Below are 21,364 nucleotides of genomic sequence, written 5' to 3' on the forward strand. Positions count from 1 at the left end.
TCTGGGAAAACCCCCAATCGACATGAACCACGAAGTGAGACGCCGAAATGCCTGGAGACATGATGAGATTTCCCTTTCACGACATGGGCGCGGTCGAATTTTCCGATCCCTTGCCCGAGGCTGTCGATCTTGCGGTGATCGGCGGCGGAGTGATCGGGGTCTCGACGGCGCTTTTCGCGGCGCGGCGGGGGCTGTCGGTCGTGCTCCTGGAAAAGGGTCGGGTGGCCGGAGAGCAGTCCTCGCGCAACTGGGGCTGGATCCGGGTGCAGGGCCGCGACATGGCCGAGATCCCCATCGCGCATGAGGCGCAGGATCTGTGGCAGGCGCTGGACGCCGATTGTGGCGGGCGGCTGGGCACGCGCACCGTGGGCGTCAGCTACCTGGCCCGCGACGAGGGTGAGATGGCGGCCTTCGAGGGCTGGCTGGACGAGGCGCGCGGGCTTGGCGTCAGCTCGGAACTGCTGGGGCGGACAGAGATGCTGCGCCTGCTGGACTACCCGCGCGGGTCCTGGATCGGCGCCTTGCACACGCCCACAGACATGAAGGGCGAACCCTGGGTGGCGGTGCCGGAACTGGCGCGGCTGGCCCGGGCCGAGGGCGCCGCGATTGCCGAAAGCTGCGCGGTGCGCGGGCTGGACCGGCAGGCGGGGCGCGTGACCGGCGTCATCACGGAACGGGGCCGCATCCGCACGCAGGCGGTGGTGCTGGCGGGCGGTGCCTGGTCCTCGCTCTTCCTGCGTCGGCACGGGGTGGACATCCCGCAGCTTGCGGTGCGTTCGACCGCGATGGCCACCCAGCCCCTGCCCGAGGTGGTGCACACGGCGGCGGTGGATGACCGGCTGGCCTTTCGTCCGCGCGCCGATGGTGGGTACACGCTGGCGCCCGCGGCCTTTGGCGAGCTGTATCTTGGCCCGGACATGCTGCGGCACCTGCACCATTATCTGCCGCTGGCGTTGAGCGGAGAGTTCGACATCCACCCGCGCGGGCCGCAACCGCGCCACTGGCCGGATGCCTTTTCCACGCCGCGCCATTGGAGCGGGGCGGAAGAAAGCCCCTTCGAGCGGATGCGCCTCCTGGATCCGGCGCCCAACGCGGACAAGGTTGCGGAGGTCATCGCTCTGTTCGGTGCGGCCTACCCCTGGGCCGGTGAGATCGCGCTGCACGACAGTTGGGCGGGCATGATCGACGTGCTGCCGGACGTGGTGCCGGTGGTGGATCACGTGGCGCAGATCCCCGGGCTGACGGTGGTGACGGGCATGTGCGGGCACGGCTTTGGCATCGGGCCGGGTTTTGGCCGGGTGGCGGTGGACCTGGCGACGGAGCGCGATCCGGGTCATGACCTCAGCCGGTTCCGCATGTCGCGCTTTTTCGACGGGACGCGGTTGAAACCCGGGCCCAATCTCTGAGGCTTGCAGAGCGTGCCGCATGGGCGCAGGATCACGGGCAAAGGAGATATCCAATGCCCGTGAAGAACCGTATCGCCGACTGGCAGGAGGACCTGACCGAATGGCGCCGCCACCTGCATGCCCACCCCGAGCTGCGCTTTGAAGAGCACGAGACCGCGCGCTTCGTGGTCGAAAAGCTGCGCGCCTTCGGCTGTGACGAGGTGATCGAGGGTGTGGGACAGACCGGCGTCGTCGCGGTGATCCGGGGACGGCAGGGCGGGTCGGGCCGCACCATCGCCTTTCGGGCCGACATGGACGCGCTGCCGATCCTGGAACAGACCGGGGCGGATTATGCCTCGACCGTGCCGGGAAAGATGCATGCCTGCGGTCATGACGGGCATACCACCATGTTGCTGGGCGCCTGCCGGTATCTCGCCGAGACGCGCAATTTCGACGGCACCGTCGTGGCCCTGTTCCAGCCCGCCGAAGAGGGCAGCGGCGGGGCCAAGGCGATGATCGGTGACGGGGTCTTTGAACGCTACGAAGTCGACGAGGTCTATGCGATGCACAACTGGCCCGGGCTGACGCCCGGCCATTTTGCGACGCGGCCCGGGCCCTTCCTGGCCTCCGCCGACAAGTTCGAGATCCGGGTGACGGGCAAGGGTGGGCATGGCGCCATGCCGCATCTTGCGGTGGATACCAACCTGGCGGCGGCCCAGATCGTCACCGCGCTGCATTCGATCCCCTCACGCGATATCAACGCGCAGAATGCGGTGGTGATCTCTGTCTGCGGGATGAAGTCGGAGACCTTCACCTACAACGTGCTGCCCGATGCGGTGACGGTCATCGGCACGGTGCGCCAGTACGACGTCGCGGACCGTGACACGATCCGCACCCGTATTCGCCAGATCGCCGAGGCCACCGCCATGGCCCACGGGGCAAAGGCGGAGATGGAGTATATCGAGGGTGTCGACCCGCTGGTGAATGCCGAGGCGCAGGCCGTTTTGGCCGGCGATGCGGGCGAGGCGGTTTCCGGCCATGTGAACCGCGAGGCGCCCCGCGTCATGGGCAGCGAGGATTTCGGCGACATGCTGCGGGTGCGGCCCGGTGCCTTTGTCTTTATCGGCAATGGCGACAGCGCGGACCTGCACAACCCGGGGTATGATTTCGACGACAGCATCGCGCCGGTGGGGGCCAGCTGGTTCGCGACGCTGGCCGAGACCCGGATGCCCCTGGGCTAGGCAGCACGGGACGCCGGGGCAGGGGCGACGCGCGGTCGTGGTTGCGCCCCGGAGCCGGGCGCATATGTTGACAAGCAGAACCGCGCCGCGCCCGAGAGGCCGCGCGGATCAATGAACACTCACGACAACATGGAGACCAAGATGCCCGTCAAGAACCGCTTTGCCGAACTTCAGGACGAGATCACCGCCTGGCGCCGGGACCTGCACGAGAACCCCGAGATCCTGTTCGAGACGCATCGGACCTCGGCGCTGGTGGAGGAAAAGCTCAAGGACTTCGGCTGTGACGAGGTGGTGACGGGTATCGGCCGCACCGGCGTCGTCGGCGTGATCAAGGGCCGCGGCAATGGCTCTGGCAAGGTGATCGGGCTGCGCGCCGACATGGACGCCCTGCCGATCCACGAACAGACCGGCGTGGACTATGCCTCCAAAACCGACGGGGCCATGCATGCCTGCGGCCATGACGGCCACACGGCGATGCTGCTGGGGGCGGCGAAATACCTCTCCGAGACGCGCAACTTCGACGGCACGGTGGTGGTGATCTTCCAGCCCGCCGAGGAAGGCGGCGGCGGCGGCAAGGAAATGTGCGACGACGGCATGATGGAGCGTTGGGGCATCCAGGAGGTTTACGGCATGCACAATTGGCCGGGCCGCCCGGTGGGCAGCTTTGCCATCCGCGAAGGCGCCTTCTTTGCCGCCACCGACCAGTTCGAGATCGCGTTGGAGGGGCTGGGCGGCCACGCCGCCAAGCCGCATGAAACCGTGGACACCACCGTGATGGCCAGCCAGTTGGTTCTGGCGCTGCAGACCATCGCCGCGCGCAATGCCGATCCGGTGGATCAGGTGGTCGTGTCCGTGACCAGCTTCGAGACCTCGTCCAAGGCCTTCAACGTCATCCCGCAGCGGGTGCACATCAAGGGCACGGTCCGCACTCAGAGCGCCGAGATGCGCGCGCTGGCCGAAAAGCGCATCAAGGAGATCAGCGCAGGTGTGGCGGCGACCTTTGGCGGTACGGCGGAGGTGACCTATCACAAGGGCTATCCGGTGATGGTCAACCATCCCGAGCAGACCGAGTTCGCGCGCGATGTGGCGACGGCGGTGTCCGGCGGGGTCGACGAGGCGCCGATCGTGATGGGCGGCGAGGATTTCGCCTATATGCTGGAGGAGCGCCCGGGCGCCTATATCCTCGTGGGCAACGGCGACACGGCGATGGTCCACCACCCGGAGTACAACTTCAACGACGAGGCGATCCCGGCGGGCTGTTCCTGGTGGGCGGAGATTGTCGAACGCCGGATGCCGCTGGCGTCGTAAAGGACGGCGGGGCGCCGCTTGTGCCCCCGTTCGGGGGCACGTCGCCCCGCCCGCCGTCCCACTTTTTCGGCTGTGCGGGGCGGGTCAGCCCGTCGCACCACAGGTGTGCACTCAGGGATGCGAGAGGCCAGCCCGTCACACCACAGGTGTGCACTCAGGAATGCGAGGGGCTGGCCCGTCGCACCGGAGGTGCGCGCCAAAGAATGCGAGGGGCCAGCCCCTCGCGCTCCCCGGAGGTATTTCCAGCCCAAAGAAACTGGGCGCGGGCAGGGCTGGGGGCGGCTTTCGCGCGGCCTCAGCCCACGCTCAGGAGCAGCCGGACCAAGGCGGTCTGCGCGTTCACGCCGGTCTTGTCGTAGAGCCGTGTCAGATGGGTGCGGGCGGTGTTGACGCTGATCCCCAACGCCTCGGCGGCCTCTTTCGGACCCTTGCCATCGGCGATCTGGCGAGCCAGCCGCAGCTGGCCGTCCGACAGGCCGTAGACCGCCTGCGCCACTGCCAAGCGGCGGTCGATCCCGGCGTCGCCGTCGATCCCGACATAGGTGGTGCCGTTGCGCACCGAGAGATGCACGATCGCCAGACCGCCGGTGTCGGTCTCGCCAAGGATCGCAGGGTAGCGGAAGGGGCCGCCGGTTTCCTGGGTAAAGCGGTGCAACTCGAAATAGCCGTGGTACTGACCGGCCCGTTCCAGCGCCGCCTGCAGCACCCTGTCCCAGTCGCGCCGATGGGCGCGCAGCCGACCCGCCGAGAGCGTCAGGAGCGGGTGATCCTTCAGCCGCGCCAGCGTGCCGGGGCTGGCCCAGAGCAGCTGGCCGGAAGCATCGACCGAGATCGACTCGTCTCCGCCCGGTTCGCCGTGCCGCATCACGAAGGCGGCGTAGACGATCCGCCACTCGCCCGACATCCGTTCGAGAATCCGCGTCTCAAAGCTCTCGATCCGGGCCGCACCCGGGGGCGCCGCCCATTCGTCGTAGACCACCCAGGCGGTGTCGCCCGACAGGGTGATGCGCAGGTTCTCCTGTCCAAAGGGCACCTTGGGGCAGCCGATGCCGCTGTCCATCACATGTTTCATGTAGCGCGCGATCTGGGCCCAGCCGCTGTGCACGGTCAGCCCGGCGGCGGGGGAGACATAGACATCCCGCGTGCGCGGCTCCTGCACCCAGCAGCGGGCCCAGGCCGCGTAGTCGCGCTGTTGAAAGGCGGTGGTCTCGGCGTGGATCACCGCCGCGACGGCGGCACGGTCGGTGTCCTCGACAGGGGTGGCGGGCTGGGGGCTGCGGGTCATGTACATTGGTCTACCCTCTGGGCACGCCGGTGCCAAATCCCGGACAGGTGGCGGACTGCCTGCGCCAGATGCCTCCACTGCCGAGCAAGGCCGATGCCGCCGGGCCAGTGGTCATGCGCGGCGTAGAAGGCCTTGATGGTTCGCGGGTCGTTTTTCGGGCCGCGTGGAAGGGCGCGGGTGGCGATGAAATGGGTCGGGTCCATGATCTGTCTCCGCAATGGGGTGGTTGTGACCACCCTGGCCCATGCGGCGCGGCGGGCCTGTCATGCGGAACGACCACGCGGGCCGAAAAAAAACGCGCGGGCAGGGGAGGCCTGCCCGCGCGTGAGGTCATGGGGCGCCGGGATCGCGGCGGCGCTTCTTGATGGTCGAGACCTCGCGCACCATCTTGCCGAAGGCCTTGCCGCGCGCGCGCGCCTCGGCCACGGTTTCGCTGTTGTAGCGGTCCTCGCGTCGCAGCTTTTCCCAGCGGGCGAGGCGGTCGGGATCAAGGTCGCCGCTGTCGATGGCGGCCTGCACCGTGCAGCCGGGTTCCCCGGCATGGGCGCAGTCGCGGAACCGGCACTGGCGGGCCAGATCCTCGATATCCTCGAAGACCGCGCCGATGCCCTCGTCCGCCTCCGCCAGTTGCAGTTCCCGCATCCCCGGCGTGTCGATCAGCCAGCCGCCGGTGGTGGTGGGCACAAGGCTGCGCGCGGTGGTGGTGTGGCGGCCCTTGGCGTCATCCTCGCGGATGCCCCGGGTCAGCTCATGTTCACCGGTCAGGGCGTTGCGCAGGGTGGTCTTGCCCACGCCCGAGGATCCGACCAGAGCCAGCGTCTGCCCGTCGCGGCACCAGGGCGCGAGGCGGGAGACCTCGTCCGGGTCGGTGGCGTCCAGCGCAAGGGCTGTCACCAGCGGCGAGAGCCGCTGTGCCCGGCGCAGGTAATCAGCCGCGTCCTTGGCCATGTCGGCCTTGGTCAGCACCACCAGCGGCAGGCAGCCGGCGGTATGGGCCAGCGCCAGGTAGCGTTCCAGCCGCGCGATGTTGAAATCGGCATTGCAGCTGGTGACGATGCCCAGCGTATCGACATTCGCCGCGATCCGCTGGAGTTTTGCCTCGCGCCCGGCGGCGCGGCGCGAAAGGTCGCTGGAAGGCTCCAGCCGACGGATGGCGCGTGTGCCGTCGCTCAGCACCCAGTCGCCCACGGCATAGGCGCCGGTGGATTCACTGGGCAACAGGGTGAGGGTGCCCTCGGGCGTCAGCGCGCGCAGGCGGTCGCGGTGCACCTCGGAGAGGCGGGCCGGGGTCAGGCCCCCGTCATCGTCATCCAGCTGGCGCGCGAAACATGCCGACCATCCAAGGCCGGTCAGATCAAATTCTGTCAATGGTGTAAGTCCCGTTCAGACATGCAGGTAGAGGCCGCGGCAGGCGGTCCCAGGTGCGTGCACGGGCGGCGGGCTGAGTGTTAGCGCGCGGCCCGGAGGGTCGATGCAATCTCCATCATGGCCTCCGTCCTCAGTTCGGGTTCCGGGGAAACATAGGCGCGGGCATGGTCCGCCGCAAGCGCTGGTGTTCCTGCGCGGGCGTTGCTATGCCGCGCGGGCAACACCAAACCGGGGGCGCGGCGTGACAGCCATCAACATCATGTGCATCAAGTGGGGCACGCTGTTCGGTCCCGAGTATGTCAACCGGCTCTATTCGGGCGTGCGGCGCAACCTGTCGCTGCCGGTGCGCTTCATGGTGATGACGGAACATGCCGAGGGGCTGCACCCGGACATCGAGGTGCTGGACCTGCCCGTCGAGCCCTATGCCGAACCGATGGAAGCCGCGCTGAAAGTGGCCAACCGACAAGGCGCGATGCGCAAGACCTCGCTTTTCCGGCCCGGGTTGGTGCCAGACCTTGAGGGGCCGGTGCTGGGCTTTGACCTGGACGTGGTGATAACAGGCGGGCTGGACGAGATCCACGACCTTGCGCCGGGAACGGTGGCGATGCGCCATGACTGGACGGAAAAGCGCAAGGGGCGGCCCACCGGGCACGGATCGGTCTTTCGCTTCGATCCGGCGCTGCACGGATTCCTCTACGAGGACCTGGCCGCCAACCCTTATGAAGAGGTGGAAAAGGCGCGCGGATCGGAGCAACGCTATACCTCGCACAAGGCGATGGACCGGGGTGTTTTTACCTATATTCCAGATGATTGGGTGGTGTCGTTCAAGTATGACTGCAATCCGTTCCCGGGCAACTACCTGCACGCACCCCGCCTGCCGGAAGACGCCCGCGTGGTCTGTTTCCACGGGCGTCCCAAGATGACGGATGCACTTGCGGGCTATACCGGGTCCTTTATCCGCTATTCCAAGCCCTGCGACTGGCTGCAGGAGCACTGGATCGACCGCGCCCGCGCAGACCTGGGCACGGACTGGGCCTAGGGGACTGGGCCTAAAGGACGGGGACGGCGCTGTTTCGGCTGCGCCGAAAGACGCCCCGCCCACCGTCCCCGGCGGCAGGCTCATTCTGCCGTCAGGCCAAGATCCAGCGCGGCGTCGATGGCGCGCAGGTCCAGCGCCTGCCGGCTGTCGCCGGTGGTCTTCGAGAAATGCATCCCGCGCGGCGCCAGCGTGCGGGCATCCAGCAGCAACCCGCCGCCCGATCCGCCTGTGGTTTCGCAGCTGTGGCGGAACTGTCCCTTGGGCAGGTCCTCGCGCCGGGACAACTCCAGGCAATCGGCAGAGGAGAGGCGCATCGGCTGCCCCATCGGGTGATGCAGCATGACCAGCGGGTGATACTGCGGCAGGTCGGTTGCAGCGGGCCCGACGATGCCATCCCCCAGCGCGCCCGTCGCTTCGCCCTCGAGGCTCAGAACCGCGGCGCCCAGGTCCTTGTCCATCGCCAGCGGCACGGCCCCGGCCCGGACGGTCAGCGGCGGGGTCTGTCTGTCAATATATCCGAACACGGCCTGAACGCCGCCAACGGTAAACCCGGCCTCGGTGAATCCCTGCGGCACCATGCAATAATGCGGCAGCAGCAGGCGGTTGCCCGGCAGCAGGATGCCGGTGCAGGACGTGGTAAAGGCGCTGTCGATGGATCGCGTCGCACTGCCGAAATCGACCTCGCGCGGCATGCCGTCGGGGGTGACATAGCAAAGCTGCACCAGCGCCACGTTGCGCGCGATGTCGCGCAGGTCTGGATCGGCCTGGGTCACCGGACGCCATCCGGGGCGCGCCCAGTCGGTGCCGCTCTGCCGTCCACCGTTCCGCGCCATCGGCTGATAGGCCGGGGCTGCCGGAATGCCGGCCAGCCGGGCGTCGGCCCCGGCGGGGGCGCTGCCGGCGAAACAGTCGCCGGCGAACTTCGGCCCGCCCTGAACAGCCGGTTCCGCCGGCTTGGGGGCTGCCTCCGCCGGTTCGTCGATCTTGTCGGAGGGCAGACCGTCGAGGATCAGGCCGGCCTGCACCTGTGCTGTCATCAGGCAGGCCGCGCAGGCGGCGGTCAATAGCGTACGCATAAGCATGTAAAATTCCTGTGTGGCGCGATGGATGTGCACGCAGTTTGCATGGTCTGGCACAGGGGCATAGTGGGGAATCCAGCCATTTTCGCCTGTTGCACGGCCAGTTTGGCGGCGGTCGGTCTCTTGCCGATGGGGGCGGCATCCCCTTGCCCCTGCCGGGCTTCGCGCGGTATGAGCGGACAAAGAACGTGAGAGAGAGGGCAGGCGCATGGCACGTCGCGTAGTTGTCACCGGGCTGGGGCTGGTCACGCCGCTGGCTTGCGGAGTCGAAGAGACCTGGAGCCGGATCCTGGACGGTCAGTCCGGGGCGGGCACCATCAGCAAGTTCGACGCCAGCCACCTGGCGACGACCTATGCCTGCGAAGTGCCCTATGGCGACGGCAGCGATGGCACCTTCGATCCCAACGCCTACATGGACAAGAAGGAACAGCGCAAGGTCGACGACTTTATCAAGTTCGGCATTGCCGCCGCCGAACAGGCCGTCACCGACGCGGGTTGGAAGCCCGAGGATGAAGAGGACCGCCTGCGCACCGGCGTGATGATCGGCTCCGGCATCGGCGGGCTGAACTCCATTGCCGAAACCGCGCTTTTGATAAAGGAGAAGGGCGCACGCCGCGTCTCGCCGTTTTTCATTCCCGGCGCGCTGATCAATCTGATTTCGGGCAACGTCTCGATCAAATACGGCTTCAAGGGGCCGAACCACGCGGTCGTGACCGCCTGTTCCACCGGCGCCCATGCCATCGGCGATGCGGCCCGGCTGATCAAATATGGCGATGCGGATGTGATGATCGCGGGCGGCGCCGAGGCGGCCATCAGCGAAATCGGCATCGCGGGCTTCAACGCCTGCAAGGCGCTCAGCACGAAACGCGGCGACGATCCCAAGGCGGCCAGCCGTCCCTATGACGCCGACCGTGACGGCTTTGTCATGGGCGAAGGCGCCGGTGTCGTCGTGCTGGAAGAATACGAACACGCCAAGGCGCGCGGCGCAAAGATCTACGCCGAAGTGGCGGGCTACGGCCTGTCGGGCGACGCCTATCACATCACCGCCCCCTCCGAGGACGGCGAGGGCGGCGAACGCTCGATGCGCGCGGCGCTGAAGGATGCAGGCATCGCGCCCACGGACCTCGATTACATCAACGCACATGGCACCTCGACAATGGCCGACACGATCGAGCTGGGCGCGGTCGAACGCCTGCTGGGCGATCACGCCTCCAGTGTCACCATGTCCTCGACCAAATCCGCCACCGGGCACCTGCTGGGCGCGGCGGGCGCGATCGAGGCGATCTTCTCGATCCTCGCGATCCGCGACCAGGTGGCCCCGCCGACGATCAACCTCGACAATCCGGCGGTGGAAACCCCCATCGACCTGGCGCCCAATGCCAAGCGCGCGCGCAAGGTGGACTATGCCCTGTCCAACTCCTTTGGCTTTGGTGGCACCAATGCCAGCGTGGTCTTCGGGAAGGTGGAGTAACCCCCCATGTGGCGCAGCATCGCCTCGAACGCGCTGACCTTTCTGGTCGTCGCGCTGTTCCTCTTCGGCGGCGTCCTGATCTGGGCGCAGCGCGAATACCATGCACAGGGACCGCTGACGGCAGCGATCTGCCTGGAGGTGCCGCGCGGCACCAACATGCGCGCCGTCTCCGAGGACCTGTCCGAACAGGGCGCCGTCAAAAGCGCGATAATGTTCCGCGTCGGCGCCGATTACGGCGACAAGACCCAGGCGCTGAAGGCGGGCAGCTACCTTGTGCCCGAGGGCGCCTCGATGGCCGAGATCACCGATATCGTCACGCGCGGCGGCGCCTCGACCTGCGGCACAGAGGTGGTCTATCGCATCGGCATCACCCGGGCGACGGTACAGGTGCGGGCGGTCGACCCGGCCACGGGCCGCTACGAGGAACAGGCCAGCTTTGATCCCGGAGAGGGTGACACGCCCGAGATCTATGCAGAGGTCAAGGACACCGCCGGCACCCGGTTCCGCGTGGCGCTGGCCGAAGGTGTGACCAGCTGGCAGGTGGTTGCGGAACTGAACCAGATCGATGTCCTGGACGGCGAGGTCGACGTGCCCGAGGAAGGCAGCCTGGCCCCCGACAGCTACGAGATCCTGCCCGGCGACAGCCGCGCCGATGTCATCACCCGGATGAAGGAACGCCAGGAGGTCATCCTGGCCCAGGCCTGGTCCAACCGCGCCGCGGGCCTGCCGCTGGAAAGCCCGGAAGAGGCGCTGATCCTGGCCTCGATCATCGAGAAGGAAACCGGCGGCCCGCAGGAGCGCCGCGAGGTGGCCAGCGTCTTCGTCAACCGGTTGGACAAGGGCATGCGTCTGCAGACAGACCCGACGGTGATCTACGGTATCACCAAGGGCGAGGGGCCGCTGGGCCGGGGCCTGCGCCGGTCCGAGCTGGATGCAGAGACGCCCTGGAACACCTATCGCATCGACGGTCTGCCGCCGACGCCCATCGCCAACCCGGGCCGCGCCAGCATCGAGGCGGCGCTGAACCCGGCGGACACGGAGTATATCTATTTCGTGGCCAAGACGCTGGACCCGCGCGACGGGCACAACTTCGCCGTGACGCTGGACGAGCACAACCGCAACGTCGCCGCCTACCGCGCGCTGGAGGCGCAGCGCGACCAGTAGGCCGGAAGGCAGCGCGCGCTGCCCTCACGCTTTATCTGTGCGACTCGGCTTGGATTTTTTACTCAGGTCATTCATCTTCGACCAAATCGTGCGGGCTTTTGTAGGCGCGCTTTGAACGTAGGGGGCTGGTTGTGACCAAGAAGTCCAAAGACTCTAACGGGAACCCGCTAAAGCTAAGAAAAGCGTTTCTCTTCTACTCTGTCTGCCATTTTGGCTTTTTTCTCATCTATGTCGTTTTTCCGGATGAGTTTTCGGACAGCTATTTCTTTATTCCCGGGGCGGTGCTGTTTTGTTTTTGGCCATTTTTTGTATTGATTGACACCATGCGCGGTCGGTTGCGATGAATCCTTAGGTGTTTGCGACTCTTTGGGTAGCCGTGCTTTTTGCGAGGCATCTTTGTCGACCGGGCGGCCTCAGTCTGCCCCGCGGTACCACTGAAAACCGGATCATGTCCCCGCTCGGGGGCCTTTCGATCTGCGCGGAACGAAGGGGCGATGCCCCGAACAGGGCCGGGAGTGACACCCCGGCAAGACCGATCCGTCCGGCGGCCGCCGTTTTCAGCCTTTGATGACAGGGATGCGACGACCCGCCCGGCAACTGCGCCGCCGGCGGGTGTCTTCGCTGGGAAAGCGGTTTGAAACCGCTTTCAACGCCTTTCAAAAGGCGTTGCCAAGGCGCTTCGAAGCGCCTTGGCGCCAGGCCTCAGCCGCCCGAGATCTCGCGCTGCAGCTTTTTCGTGAGCCCACCGAAGACAATCCGGTAAGAGGTTTCGATCCGGTCCCGCAATTCGTCCGCCGGCACCGCGTCCCAATCCACCCGCACCCAGGAGCGATGGAAATAGGGTGCGCGCACCGCGCGTTCCATCTCGATCAGCAGGGCCGCATCCTCGATCGAGGGTGTCTTGACGGAAACTCCGTCATTGGCCGCGCCGATGCAGGCGAACATCTTGCCGCCCACCTTCCAGGCATCATGCCCACCGCCCCAGGGATCGGACCACACCGCCCCGGGCAGCGCCCGGCAGATCTCGTTGACCGTATCGCGTCCCATGCCCGGAGGATGCCGCGCGCGCCGCCCCGGCGCAAGCCGGACAAAGAACCCAAAAGGTGTTTGCGCATGTCTCTGAAAAGGCTCCGGAAAACCCTCTTGATCTGAAGTGAGCTTGAGGAATTACGCTCTGCCCATCATAGCCACAAGAAAGGACAGAGCCATGAATGCACACCTCGAACACGTCAACATCACCGTCCCTGACGCCCGCGCCACCGCAGATTTCCTGTCCCGCCTCCTGGGCTGGCACATCCGCTGGCAGGGCGCCTCGCTCAACGACGGCTATTCCGTGCACGTGGGCAATGCGGACAGCTACCTGGCCCTCTACACGCCGAAAGCGCCCGTCGCTGAGGCGCATCCCCGCTACGGAAACGCCGCCGGGTTGAATCATGTCGGCATCGTGGTCGAGGATCTCGATGCCGTCGAGGCCCGCGTGCGCGCCGAGGGGATCGAGACCTTCAATCACGCCAACTATGAACCCGGCCGCCGCTTCTACTTCGACGGGCCGGATTCGGTGGAATATGAAATGGTCAGCTACGGCTGAGCCCTGAGCGTTCATGAGTATTTCCAGAGAGAAGAAGCCCGGGCCGCGCGCCTGCACCTTCTTCTCTCTTCAAAATATCTCCGGGGTGAATTGGCCGCAGGCCAAGAGGGGCAGCGCCCCTGAAAACGTCCCCGTTACGCGCATCACATCCCCCTTGGCGCGCAAAGCCCCGCATGTTATGCCGCGCCCATGACGACCGCTGCACACACTCTCTGCTGCATTACCTGCTGACATCGGTCGGGACATCCCGGCTTTTGGCGGGACGGTCCTCTATTCCATTCGCATCATAGAGTTGCTAGGCCCGCCGCAAGATTTGCGAAGGACGAGGCCATGAACATCCGCTTCACCAACTCCCGGACCCGGAAGAAGGAAGACTTCCGACCCTTAGACCCTGACAATGTGCGGATCTATGTCTGCGGTCCCACGGTCTATGACCGCGCGCATCTGGGCAATGCGCGCCCGGTGCTGGTCTTCGATGTGCTGTTTCGCCTGATGCGCCATGTCTACGGGGCGGACCATGTCACCTATGTGCGCAACTTCACCGACGTGGACGACAAGATCAACGCCACCGCGTTGCAGCGGAAAGAGGCGGGGGCGCCCGGCACGTTGGAAGAACTGGTGCGGGAACGGTCCGATGAGACTATCGGCTGGTATCACGCGGACATGGATGCGCTGGGCGCGCTGCGACCCACGCAAGAGCCGCGCGCGACCGAGTATATCGAGCAGATGATCGCCATGATCGAAGAGTTGATCGCTTCCGGTCACGCCTATGCGGCCGAGGGGCATGTGCTCTTCTCGGTCGAGAGCTATGATCAATACGGCGCGCTCTCGGGCCGCTCGGTCGAGGACATGATCGCCGGCGCGCGGGTCGAGGTGGCGCCCTACAAGAAGAACCCGATGGATTTCGTGTTGTGGAAGCCTTCGTCGGACGATCTGCCGGGCTGGGAGTCGCCCTGGGGCCGGGGGCGTCCGGGCTGGCATATCGAGTGCTCGGCGATGAGCTTCGCTCTGCTGGGCGAGAGTTTCGACATCCACGGCGGCGGCAATGACCTGACCTTTCCGCATCACGAGAACGAGATCGCCCAGTCGAAATGCGCCCATCCCGAGGGGGATTTCGCGCGTGTCTGGCTGCACAACGAGATGCTGCAGGTCGAGGGCAAGAAGATGTCCAAGAGCTTGGGCAACTTCTTTACCGTGCGCGACCTGCTGGACCAGGGCGTGCCGGGTGAGGTGATCCGCTTTGTCATGCTGAGCACGCATTACCGCAAGCCGATGGATTGGACGGCGGAGAAGGCGCGCGAGGCGGAGGCCACGCTGCGCAAGTGGCGCGGTATGGTTGCGAATGTCGAGGCGGTGGATGTGCCCGAGACGGTTGTCGCCGCCTTGGCCGATGACCTGAACACCGCTGGCGCGATTTCCGAGCTTCATCGACTGGCCGCGGCGGGGGAGGCCCCGGCTCTGAAGGCCGGGGCTGCGGTGCTTGGGCTGTTGACCGATGCCCTGTCCGGCTGGGAGGCGGTTTCCGTCGATCTGTCCGCGCTGGCCGACCGGCTGTCCGCGGCGCGTGCCGAGGCCATGCAGAGCAAGGATTTCTCCGAGGTGGACCGGATGAAAGAGGCCCTCATCGAAGCGGGGGTCGAGGTGCGTATGTCGAAGGCGGGTGTGGACCTGGTGCCGGGCGCCGGGTTCGATGCGGCCAAGCTGGAGGGGCTGGAATGATGGTTGCAAAAAGAACCACCCGGCGCGCATGCGCCATGCCCGACCTCCCCCCCGGGAGGGCATTCGTTGGGTCAATGGCAGCAAGAGCGACAAACGGGCTTTGGAGTGCATTCGCCGGGAATGTGTGTCCGCCCTCCCGAGGTCGGGCATGGCGCATGCGCGCCTCCTGTCTCACCCAGCACCGGAGGGCGACATGACCCTCGAACGCCTCTCCCTCTACGACACCACGCTGCGCGACGGGCAGCAGACGCAGGGCGTCCAGTTCTCCACCGCCGAAAAGCTCAAGATCGCGGCGGCGCTCGATGCGCTTGGCGTCGACTACATCGAGGGCGGCTGGCCGGGGGCGAACCCGACCGACAGCGCCTTTTTCGAGGAGGTAGGCAAGACCCGCGCCACGATGACCGCCTTTGGCATGACCAAGCGCGCGGGGCGCTCTGCCGCCAATGACGAGGTGCTGGCGGCGGTGACGAATGCGGGCACGCCCGCCGTCTGTCTGGTGGGCAAGACCCATGATTTCCACGTCACCACCGCGCTGGGGATCACGCTGGAGGAAAACATCGCCAATATCGCGGCCTCTGTCTCGCATCTCGTGGGGCAGGGGCGCGAGGCGTTGTTTGATGCCGAGCACTTCTTTGACGGCTACAAGGCGAACGCGCCCTATGCGCTGGACTGCCTGCGCGCCGCGCTGGAGGCGGGGGCGCGCTGGATCGTGCTTTGCGACACCAACGGTGGGACTTTGCCGCATGAAATCGGGCAGATCGTGCAGGATGTGATCGAAAAGGGGATCCCCGGCGATCATCTGGGCATCCACACGCACAATGACACGGAAACCGCCGTGGCCGGATCGCTGGCGGCGGTGATGGCGGGCGCGCGCCAGATCCAGGGCACGCTGAACGGGCTGGGTGAACGCTGTGGCAATGCCAACCTGACGGCGCTGATCCCGACGCTGCTGCTCAAGGCGCCCTACAGAGACCTGTTCGAGACGGGCGTCAGCACCGAGGCGCTGGCCGGGCTGACGCGGACCAGCCGGATGCTGGACGACATCCTGAACCGGGTGCCGCAGAAACAGGTGGCCTATGTCGGCGCCTCGGCATTTGCGCATAAGGCGGGGCTGCATGCCAGCGCCATCCTCAAGGACCCGACCACCTATGAACACATCGACCCCGGGCTGGTGGGCAACCGCCGCGTGGTGCCGATGTCGAACCAGGCGGGGCAGTCGAACCTGCGCCGCCGCCTGTCCGAGATGGGGCTGGAGGTCGACAAGGGTGAGCCGGCGCTGGCCCGCATCCTCGACCGCGTCAAGGCACGCGAGACCGAAGGCTATTCCTATGACACCGCGCAGGCGAGTTTCGAGCTCTTGGCGCGGGACGAACTGGGGATGCTGCCCGAGTTTTTCGAGGTCAAGCGCTACCGGGTGACGGTGGAGCGGCGCAAGAACAAGTACAACCAGATGGTCTCTCTGTCGGAGGCGGTTGTCGTAGTGAAGGTGGACGGCGAAAAGAAACTGTCGGTCAGCGAGTCGATGGACGAGGCGGGCAACGACCGTGGCCCGGTCAACGCGCTCTCCAAGGCATTGGCCAAGGACCTGGGCCGCTATCAGGCGGCCATCGACGACATGCGGCTGGTCGATTTCAAGGTGCGCATCACCCAGGGCGGGACCGAGGCCGTGACCCGCGTCATCATCGACAGCGAGGACGGGCAAGGGCGGCGCTGGGCCACCGTGGGCGTCAGCGCAAACATAGTCGACGCCAGTTTCGAGGCGCTGCTGGACGCGGTGCGCTGGAAGCTGGTGCGCGACGGGATGCCGGGCTGATGGACTGGGAGGCCTTCTTTACCGTCCACAAGGACCTGCCGCGCGAGGGACCGGGGTCGCCCGACGATGTGGCCTGGGCGCTGGATCTGGCGGCCTTGCCCGAGGGCGCGGTGATCTGCGACGCGGGCGCCGGGGCGGGCGGCGACGTGGCCGCTTTGGCCCGCGCGGGCCGGGTGCTGGCCGTGGACCAGCAGGACGGGTTCGTGGCGCAGATGCAGGCCCGCTTTGCCGATCTGCCGCAGGTGACGGTGCGCAAGGAGGACATGGGGCGGATTGCCGAGTTCCCGGAGGCTCCTTTTGACATGATCTGGTGCGCCGGGGCGCTCTATTTCCTCGGGCTGAAACCGGGGCTGGAGGTGATGCGTGGAGCCTTGAAACCGGGCGGCGTTCTGGCCTTCTCGGAACCCTGCTATTTCACGGAGACCCCCAAGGAAAAGGCGCGGGCCTTCTGGGAGGATTATCCGACCCGCGACCGCGCGGGCATCGCCGCGGCGGTGGCGGCGGCGGGGTTCGAGATCCTGGGCACGCGCGACGTTTCGGAGGCGGGCTGGGAGGCCTATTACCAACCGATGGAGGCGCGCATCGCCGAGTTGCGCCCCGAGGCGGATGCAAAGCTGACCGGGATGCTGGACCTCTGCGCGCAGGAGGCGCGGGACTGGCGCGCGGTGCGCGAGGATACCGGCTATCACCTTGTCGTGGCGCGGCGGCTGTCATGAGCTGGCAGGAGGGCGGCGACCTTTACGCCTGTGCGCAGATCGTCGAACGCGGCGACCCCGAGCGGTTCCTGGCCGCGATGGCGGCCCCGCTGCCCGCGCGGGCGGTGCTGATGCCGCTTTATGCCTTCAATGTCGAGGTGTCGCGCGCGCCCTGGGTCACGCAGGAACCGATGATTGCGCAGATGCGGCTGCAATGGTGGCAGGACGCGCTGGAGGAGATCGGCTCGGGCGGGTTCACGCGGCGGCACGAGGTGGTCACGCCGCTGGCGCAGGCGCTGGCGGGGGTGGATGTCTCGGGGTTGCAAGCGGCGGTGGCCGCACGCGAGGCAGACCTCGAACGCGCGCCCTTTGCCGATGAGACGGCGCTGATGGCCTATCTGGACGCCACGGCGGGGCAATTGGCCTTGGCCGCTCTGGCGGCGCTGGGGGCGCGGGCGGAGGAGGCGGCGGTGCTGACGCATGCCCGCGCGGCGGCACTGGCGCGGTATTTGCAGGCAGTGCCGGAGCTGGAGGCACGCGGCAAGCTGCCCCTGCCGGACGGGCGGGCAGAGGCAATCGCGGCGCTGGCCCGAACACGGTTGAAAGAGGTCCGAAAGGCGCCCGGGCTACGGGCGCTGCGGCGGGGACATGGCCTGGCCGGGGCGGCGCTGCGCGAGTTTGCGCTGGGCAAGCCGCTGTTGGCGCAGGCCGCGCGCGATCCGGCTGCAGTGGGGGAAGGGCGGCTGCGGCTCAGCGAGTTTTCCCGCCGCTGGCATCTGCTGACAAGCTGAGGTGCCGGGTCAGGCCCGGCACGGGGGCGCGTCAGTGGCCAGGCAAGACTGCATTCCGGTCACGTTGCTGACCTAGCGCTGAGATTGCTGCGTCCTGCGCAATTGATCGTCACCCGATAGGCGCATCGGCAGGGATCGGGACAACCAGGGCCAAAGCTCCGCTCACGGGCCCCAGAGCGACATGGCGCGGGGCAGGCCTAACGGGCGAGGCAAGGGCAGAACGACCGTATGTGCCTGGCGCAGAGAAGGCCCGTTGAGAGCCCAGCTTGCTTGATGCTGCGTGGTGTCCGAATGTCGGCTTCAACGAAGACGGACCATCCTAGTTGCCGGAGTTCTCAGACACTCCCGTGATCACTCCGAAGCAGCTAGCGAATGCCGGATGGTATCGTGTTTTGAGTATCGGCGCGGCGCAAGGGCAATACTTCGTGAAACTTTCCACTCGCGGTGAACTCCAGCGCCTCATGGTTTTCTCGTACCGCGACATCCTCCAAGCCGTTGTCGCGAAATACCTGTTTCACCGACGCGATGACCTCTTCATAGACAGGGCTTGCCGCCGCCTCGTCAGCCAACTGCACGCGCACTTCAAACTCTCTCTCGCCGGCCTGGATCAGCTGAACACGCCGCGCATCTTCGTGCTCCAGATCGAAGACGAGCGGCGACAGCGTCACCTCCCCTACGCGAACGAGGGTCGCCTGGCGCCCCTCCACTTCGAAACTGCGGAACGGTGACCCGCAGGGGCACTCGTTCTTATGAAACCGAACACAGTCTCCGAGATCATAACGAATGAAGGGTTGAACTTCGTTGGCAAGCACCGTCAGGAGCACTGTCGCCGACAAGGTTCCGTCGGGAATGGGGTGCATCGCCTCGTCGACCGCTTCCAAGATGACCCAGTCTTCGTTCACGTGCTTCCGCCCGTGGCTGCACGTGAAAGCAAGTGCGAGGCACTCGGTGCTGCCATAGAAATCCGCGATACCGTATTTCAGCGAAGGGAAGGCCCGTAGGGCCCTCGTACGCAGATCGTCGGTGAGCGTCTCGCCTCCGGTACGGAAAAGCGCCGGTTCGATGTGCAGACGCCCGGCCTCCTTTTCCCGGACGAGGATGGTCAACATGCTGGGGTATGTCACGATCCAGGCGACGCTCGGAATCGCATTGAGTTTCTGAACCAGCTGGTCGATCGGTTGCTCGGCCTCGATGAAGTTCAATCCCAATCCCCTCGCCAGGGCCGGATTAAGCCGTTGCATCAGCTTGTTGAACCCGTTGCCGGCAAAGTGACCGTTCCCGCCGGTGACCGTCACCCTCACGCCGAGCTTGCGCACGTCGCGCATGAGTTTCCAATGGTAGCGTTCGAAGCGCGCCATCATGATCCCATAGTAATATTCCACGAACGACGAGGACATGACGATGACCGCGGGTTCCCCCGATGTTCCGGAGGTCTGGAAAACGGCGACATCGCCGATCGGCACACCCGCATTTCCAATGTCCCCGAGATGCTCGCGGGCTTGTTTGAGAGAAAGCGTACGGATCGTCAGCCAGTCGTCGAATGCACTCATGAGGTCGGGCTTGCGCGTCACCGGCAAATCGAGGAGTGCGATATCTGTTGAAGGTGGCAGATCTTCGTAGAGCCTGCGGAACAACGGTGAGTCGCGCCGCGCCTTGTCTACGAGGCGCTGGAGGTTGCGGTGTTGCCTGGCCTCAATACGCTTTCGACCGCCCCAGCTTGTCCAAAGCCCATCGGCAAAGTAACCCAGTGCTCTGAGAAGACTGAAATGCATGTCTGCTGGCGAATCCGTTGATTGTGCGTCGATGATATCCCCATTGAATCCAGACTACAGCACTGAGGTCAGCGCAAATTGACCTCTGTCAAAGCGCGCAAGCATGCTGGATCATCGCAATGAGGCATACCGGTAAACCGGACATTTGGGCAGTGAAGCCGGGCATCTGCTTAGTCCCGCACACCGAACATTGGCGCCCCCTGAGTCGCAGGTCCGGATTGGGGTGGACATGCTTGACGGCAGGGGCCGAATTGCCTGGCAAGGGCTATTGCCAAGAGCCGGAAAATCCATCGCTTCGGGTCAATGATACAGGGCATTCGACAGTCGCGGCCTGACGCGTTTCGGCCCGGATTTCGGTTCAGACCTCTTCGGCCGCGTCCCTTGGGCGCAGCACCAGCCAGATCAGCGCGCCCCCCGCCAGCGCCAGGAAGGGCGCCATGGCCAGGTTGACCGCCGTCCAGCCCTGCTGCGCCGAGCCGCCCGAGCAGTTCATCAGCCCGCCCGAGGCCAGCGAGGCGAAGGTCACGCCGCCGAAGACGATGAGGTCGTTCAGACCCTGCATCCGGCCGCGCTCATGCGCCTCATGCGCGCCGGCCAGCATGGTGGTGGCGCCGATGAAGCCGAAGTTCCAGCCCAGTCCCAGCAGGATCAGCGCGACGAAGAATTGTTCAAGGTTCACCCCCGACAGGCCCACGATCCCGGCCCCGGCGAGGATCACCAGGCCGATCGACATGATCTTTTCCACGCCGAACCGCGCGATCAGGTGGCCGGTGAAGAAGCTGGGCGCGAACATCGCCAGCACGTGGGCGGTGACCACATTTGCGGCATCCCCGGTCTCGTATCCGCAGCCGACGACCGCCAGCGGCGTCGAGGTCATCACGAGGTTCATCAGCGCGTAGGAGACGGTGGCGCAGATCACCGCTACGGCGATGCGCGGGGTGGTTAGCAGCTCCCAGCGGGTGCGGCCCTTGGGGGCGTCCTCGGCCGGGCGTGGGGGGCGGGGGATGTCGAGGAAGAGAAAGAGCGTCGCGCCGATGACGTTGATCGCCACCACGGCGGCATAGGCCCCCAGGAAAGGCACGACGAAGGCATCCGAGGTCGCCTTGACCAGCTGCGGGCCGATCACTGCGGAGAGCAGCCCGCCCGCCATGACGTAGGAGATCGCCTTGGGCCGGAACGAGTCCGAGGCGGTGTCGGCGGCGGCGAAGCGGTAGAAACCCTGCGCCGACATGTAGGTGCCGGTGATGAGCGAGCCCAGCAGGAAGATCGGGAAGGAGGCGGTGTAAAGCCCGTAGGCCCCGACCAAGCCGCCAAGCGCGCCCGCGCCGGCGCCGACGAAAAAGCCCGCGCGCCGCCCATAGCGCTGCATCAGCGCCGAGACCGGCGTGGCCGAGAGCATCGAGCCGAGCACGATCAGCGAGATCGGCAAGGTGGCGAAACAGGCGTTGGAGGCCAGCGATTGCCCGGCCAGCCCGCCGATGGTGAAGATCATCGGCATCTGCGCGCCGAGGATGGCCTGGGCAAGCACCAGGACGGTCACGTTGCGCTTGGCGCGGCTGTCGGAGGGGGGCACTGTCACGTCGCTCATGCGCATGGGTTAGGCGGCGCCGCTCATATGAGCAAGAGGGAATATGTCGCGCCGCCGG

19 protein-coding genes are annotated in these 21,364 nt (G+C 66.2%); 12 read left to right on the forward strand and 7 right to left on the reverse strand.

Annotated features, from left to right (window positions below; translation table 11 throughout):
• Positions 1 to 62: 62 nt before the first annotated feature.
• The 3 genes from KZZ07_RS05975 to KZZ07_RS05985 all read left to right on the forward strand — a co-directional run bounded on the left by KZZ07_RS05975 (position 63) and on the right by KZZ07_RS05985 (position 3,934).
• Positions 63 to 1,406 carry an NAD(P)/FAD-dependent oxidoreductase gene (locus tag KZZ07_RS05975; RefSeq protein ID WP_219513093.1) on the forward strand — a complete coding sequence of 448 codons (1,344 nt, stop codon included), beginning with the start codon at positions 63 to 65 and terminating at the stop codon, positions 1,404 to 1,406.
• A 53-nt stretch (positions 1,407 to 1,459) separates the two neighbouring features.
• Positions 1,460 to 2,626 (forward strand): M20 aminoacylase family protein, encoded by a 1,167-nt coding sequence (locus tag KZZ07_RS05980; RefSeq protein ID WP_219512882.1) that lies wholly within the window; start codon positions 1,460 to 1,462, stop codon positions 2,624 to 2,626.
• A gap of 141 nt (positions 2,627 to 2,767) precedes the next feature.
• Positions 2,768 to 3,934, forward strand: a complete 1,167-nt coding sequence (locus KZZ07_RS05985; protein WP_219512884.1) for a M20 aminoacylase family protein — start codon at positions 2,768 to 2,770, stop codon at positions 3,932 to 3,934.
• Positions 3,935 to 4,229: 295 nt separating this feature from the next.
• On the opposite strand, the gene KZZ07_RS05990 is transcribed toward KZZ07_RS05985, so the two are convergent.
• The 3 genes from KZZ07_RS05990 to rsgA all read right to left on the reverse strand — a co-directional run bounded on the left by KZZ07_RS05990 (position 4,230) and on the right by rsgA (position 6,587).
• On the reverse strand, positions 4,230 to 5,219 hold the full coding sequence (locus tag KZZ07_RS05990) for a nuclear transport factor 2 family protein (RefSeq protein WP_219512886.1): 990 nt from the start codon (positions 5,217 to 5,219) through the stop codon (positions 4,230 to 4,232).
• On the reverse strand, positions 5,216 to 5,422 hold the full coding sequence (locus tag KZZ07_RS05995) for a DUF1998 domain-containing protein (RefSeq protein ID WP_219512887.1): 207 nt from the start codon (positions 5,420 to 5,422) through the stop codon (positions 5,216 to 5,218). The genes KZZ07_RS05990 and KZZ07_RS05995 overlap by 4 nt, the downstream gene beginning before the upstream one ends.
• A gap of 127 nt (positions 5,423 to 5,549) precedes the next feature.
• Positions 5,550 to 6,587, reverse strand: a complete 1,038-nt coding sequence (gene rsgA, locus KZZ07_RS06000) for a ribosome small subunit-dependent GTPase A (protein WP_219512888.1) — start codon at positions 6,585 to 6,587, stop codon at positions 5,550 to 5,552.
• 259 nt (positions 6,588 to 6,846) lie between these two features.
• Here rsgA and KZZ07_RS06005 point away from each other — a divergent pair, with 259 nt between their 5' ends.
• Entirely contained in the window at positions 6,847 to 7,626 is a 780-nt protein-coding gene (locus tag KZZ07_RS06005; protein ID WP_219513094.1) for a glycosyl transferase, read from the forward strand.
• Positions 7,627 to 7,706: 80 nt separating this feature from the next.
• Here the strand turns inward: KZZ07_RS06005 and KZZ07_RS06010 are convergent, their stop codons facing one another.
• The gene (locus KZZ07_RS06010; RefSeq protein ID WP_219512889.1) at positions 7,707 to 8,708 is read right to left on the reverse strand and encodes a hypothetical protein; all 1,002 of its coding nucleotides are present in this window, start codon (positions 8,706 to 8,708) and stop codon (positions 7,707 to 7,709) included.
• Positions 8,709 to 8,913: 205 nt separating this feature from the next.
• Here KZZ07_RS06010 and fabF point away from each other — a divergent pair, with 205 nt between their 5' ends.
• From fabF to KZZ07_RS06025, 3 genes are all read left to right on the forward strand, one after another.
• Entirely contained in the window at positions 8,914 to 10,176 is a 1,263-nt protein-coding gene (gene fabF / locus KZZ07_RS06015; RefSeq protein WP_219512890.1) for a beta-ketoacyl-ACP synthase II, read from the forward strand.
• A 6-nt stretch (positions 10,177 to 10,182) separates the two neighbouring features.
• Positions 10,183 to 11,340: an endolytic transglycosylase MltG gene (gene mltG / locus KZZ07_RS06020; RefSeq protein ID WP_219512891.1), complete on the forward strand. Its 1,158-nt coding sequence runs from the start codon at positions 10,183 to 10,185 to the stop codon at positions 11,338 to 11,340.
• Between the two features lie 131 nt (positions 11,341 to 11,471).
• Positions 11,472 to 11,684 (forward strand): hypothetical protein, encoded by a 213-nt coding sequence (locus tag KZZ07_RS06025; protein WP_219512892.1) that lies wholly within the window; start codon positions 11,472 to 11,474, stop codon positions 11,682 to 11,684.
• A gap of 358 nt (positions 11,685 to 12,042) precedes the next feature.
• Here the strand turns inward: KZZ07_RS06025 and KZZ07_RS06030 are convergent, their stop codons facing one another.
• The gene (locus KZZ07_RS06030) at positions 12,043 to 12,387 is read right to left on the reverse strand and encodes an MmcQ/YjbR family DNA-binding protein (protein ID WP_219512893.1); all 345 of its coding nucleotides are present in this window, start codon (positions 12,385 to 12,387) and stop codon (positions 12,043 to 12,045) included.
• A gap of 160 nt (positions 12,388 to 12,547) precedes the next feature.
• Here KZZ07_RS06030 and KZZ07_RS06035 point away from each other — a divergent pair, with 160 nt between their 5' ends.
• The 5 genes from KZZ07_RS06035 to KZZ07_RS06055 all read left to right on the forward strand — a co-directional run bounded on the left by KZZ07_RS06035 (position 12,548) and on the right by KZZ07_RS06055 (position 17,946).
• On the forward strand, positions 12,548 to 12,928 hold the full coding sequence (locus KZZ07_RS06035) for a VOC family protein (protein WP_219512894.1): 381 nt from the start codon (positions 12,548 to 12,550) through the stop codon (positions 12,926 to 12,928).
• A 330-nt stretch (positions 12,929 to 13,258) separates the two neighbouring features.
• The gene (cysS, locus tag KZZ07_RS06040) at positions 13,259 to 14,647 is read left to right on the forward strand and encodes a cysteine--tRNA ligase (RefSeq protein ID WP_219512896.1); all 1,389 of its coding nucleotides are present in this window, start codon (positions 13,259 to 13,261) and stop codon (positions 14,645 to 14,647) included.
• 193 nt (positions 14,648 to 14,840) lie between these two features.
• Entirely contained in the window at positions 14,841 to 16,460 is a 1,620-nt protein-coding gene (cimA, locus tag KZZ07_RS06045; RefSeq protein WP_219512899.1) for a citramalate synthase, read from the forward strand.
• Positions 16,460 to 17,176 (forward strand): class I SAM-dependent methyltransferase, encoded by a 717-nt coding sequence (locus KZZ07_RS06050; protein WP_219512900.1) that lies wholly within the window; start codon positions 16,460 to 16,462, stop codon positions 17,174 to 17,176. The genes cimA and KZZ07_RS06050 overlap by 1 nt, the downstream gene beginning before the upstream one ends.
• Positions 17,173 to 17,946 carry a squalene/phytoene synthase family protein gene (locus KZZ07_RS06055; RefSeq protein WP_219512901.1) on the forward strand — a complete coding sequence of 258 codons (774 nt, stop codon included), beginning with the start codon at positions 17,173 to 17,175 and terminating at the stop codon, positions 17,944 to 17,946. The genes KZZ07_RS06050 and KZZ07_RS06055 overlap by 4 nt, the downstream gene beginning before the upstream one ends.
• 365 nt (positions 17,947 to 18,311) lie before the next feature.
• Here KZZ07_RS06055 and KZZ07_RS06060 read toward each other — a convergent pair whose 3' ends face one another.
• Together KZZ07_RS06060 and KZZ07_RS06065 are read right to left on the reverse strand one after the other, a co-directional pair.
• Positions 18,312 to 19,718 (reverse strand): phenylacetate--CoA ligase family protein, encoded by a 1,407-nt coding sequence (locus tag KZZ07_RS06060; RefSeq protein ID WP_255564184.1) that lies wholly within the window; start codon positions 19,716 to 19,718, stop codon positions 18,312 to 18,314.
• 358 nt (positions 19,719 to 20,076) lie between these two features.
• The gene (locus KZZ07_RS06065; RefSeq protein WP_219512902.1) at positions 20,077 to 21,306 is read right to left on the reverse strand and encodes an MFS transporter; all 1,230 of its coding nucleotides are present in this window, start codon (positions 21,304 to 21,306) and stop codon (positions 20,077 to 20,079) included.
• Positions 21,307 to 21,364 lie beyond the last annotated feature (58 nt).

This window comes from Mameliella sp. CS4 (assembly GCF_019392335.1).
GTDB lineage: Bacteria > Pseudomonadota > Alphaproteobacteria > Rhodobacterales > Rhodobacteraceae > Antarctobacter.

Bases quoted from the DNA above. Each gene is read 5' to 3' on its own strand.
- KZZ07_RS06050 (WP_219512900.1), top strand. From the start codon at position 16,460: ATGGACTGGGAGGCCTTCTTTACCGTCCACAAGGACCTGCCGCGCGAG.
- fabF (WP_219512890.1), top strand. From the start codon at position 8,914: ATGGCACGTCGCGTAGTTGTCACCGGGCTGGGGCTGGTCACGCCGCTG.
- KZZ07_RS06010 (WP_219512889.1), bottom strand. From the start codon at position 8,708: ATGCTTATGCGTACGCTATTGACCGCCGCCTGCGCGGCCTGCCTGATG.
- KZZ07_RS05985 (WP_219512884.1), top strand. From the start codon at position 2,768: ATGCCCGTCAAGAACCGCTTTGCCGAACTTCAGGACGAGATCACCGCC.
- KZZ07_RS06055 (WP_219512901.1), top strand. From the start codon at position 17,173: ATGAGCTGGCAGGAGGGCGGCGACCTTTACGCCTGTGCGCAGATCGTC.
- KZZ07_RS06065 (WP_219512902.1), bottom strand. From the start codon at position 21,306: ATGAGCGACGTGACAGTGCCCCCCTCCGACAGCCGCGCCAAGCGCAAC.
- KZZ07_RS06060 (WP_255564184.1), bottom strand. From the start codon at position 19,718: ATGCATTTCAGTCTTCTCAGAGCACTGGGTTACTTTGCCGATGGGCTT.
- KZZ07_RS05990 (WP_219512886.1), bottom strand. From the start codon at position 5,219: ATGACCCGCAGCCCCCAGCCCGCCACCCCTGTCGAGGACACCGACCGT.
- KZZ07_RS05995 (WP_219512887.1), bottom strand. From the start codon at position 5,422: ATGGACCCGACCCATTTCATCGCCACCCGCGCCCTTCCACGCGGCCCG.
- KZZ07_RS06005 (WP_219513094.1), top strand. From the start codon at position 6,847: ATGTGCATCAAGTGGGGCACGCTGTTCGGTCCCGAGTATGTCAACCGG.
- KZZ07_RS05975 (WP_219513093.1), top strand. From the start codon at position 63: ATGAGATTTCCCTTTCACGACATGGGCGCGGTCGAATTTTCCGATCCC.
- KZZ07_RS05980 (WP_219512882.1), top strand. From the start codon at position 1,460: ATGCCCGTGAAGAACCGTATCGCCGACTGGCAGGAGGACCTGACCGAA.
- mltG (WP_219512891.1), top strand. From the start codon at position 10,183: ATGTGGCGCAGCATCGCCTCGAACGCGCTGACCTTTCTGGTCGTCGCG.
- KZZ07_RS06030 (WP_219512893.1), bottom strand. From the start codon at position 12,387: ATGGGACGCGATACGGTCAACGAGATCTGCCGGGCGCTGCCCGGGGCG.
- cimA (WP_219512899.1), top strand. From the start codon at position 14,841: ATGACCCTCGAACGCCTCTCCCTCTACGACACCACGCTGCGCGACGGG.
- cysS (WP_219512896.1), top strand. From the start codon at position 13,259: ATGAACATCCGCTTCACCAACTCCCGGACCCGGAAGAAGGAAGACTTC.
- KZZ07_RS06035 (WP_219512894.1), top strand. From the start codon at position 12,548: ATGAATGCACACCTCGAACACGTCAACATCACCGTCCCTGACGCCCGC.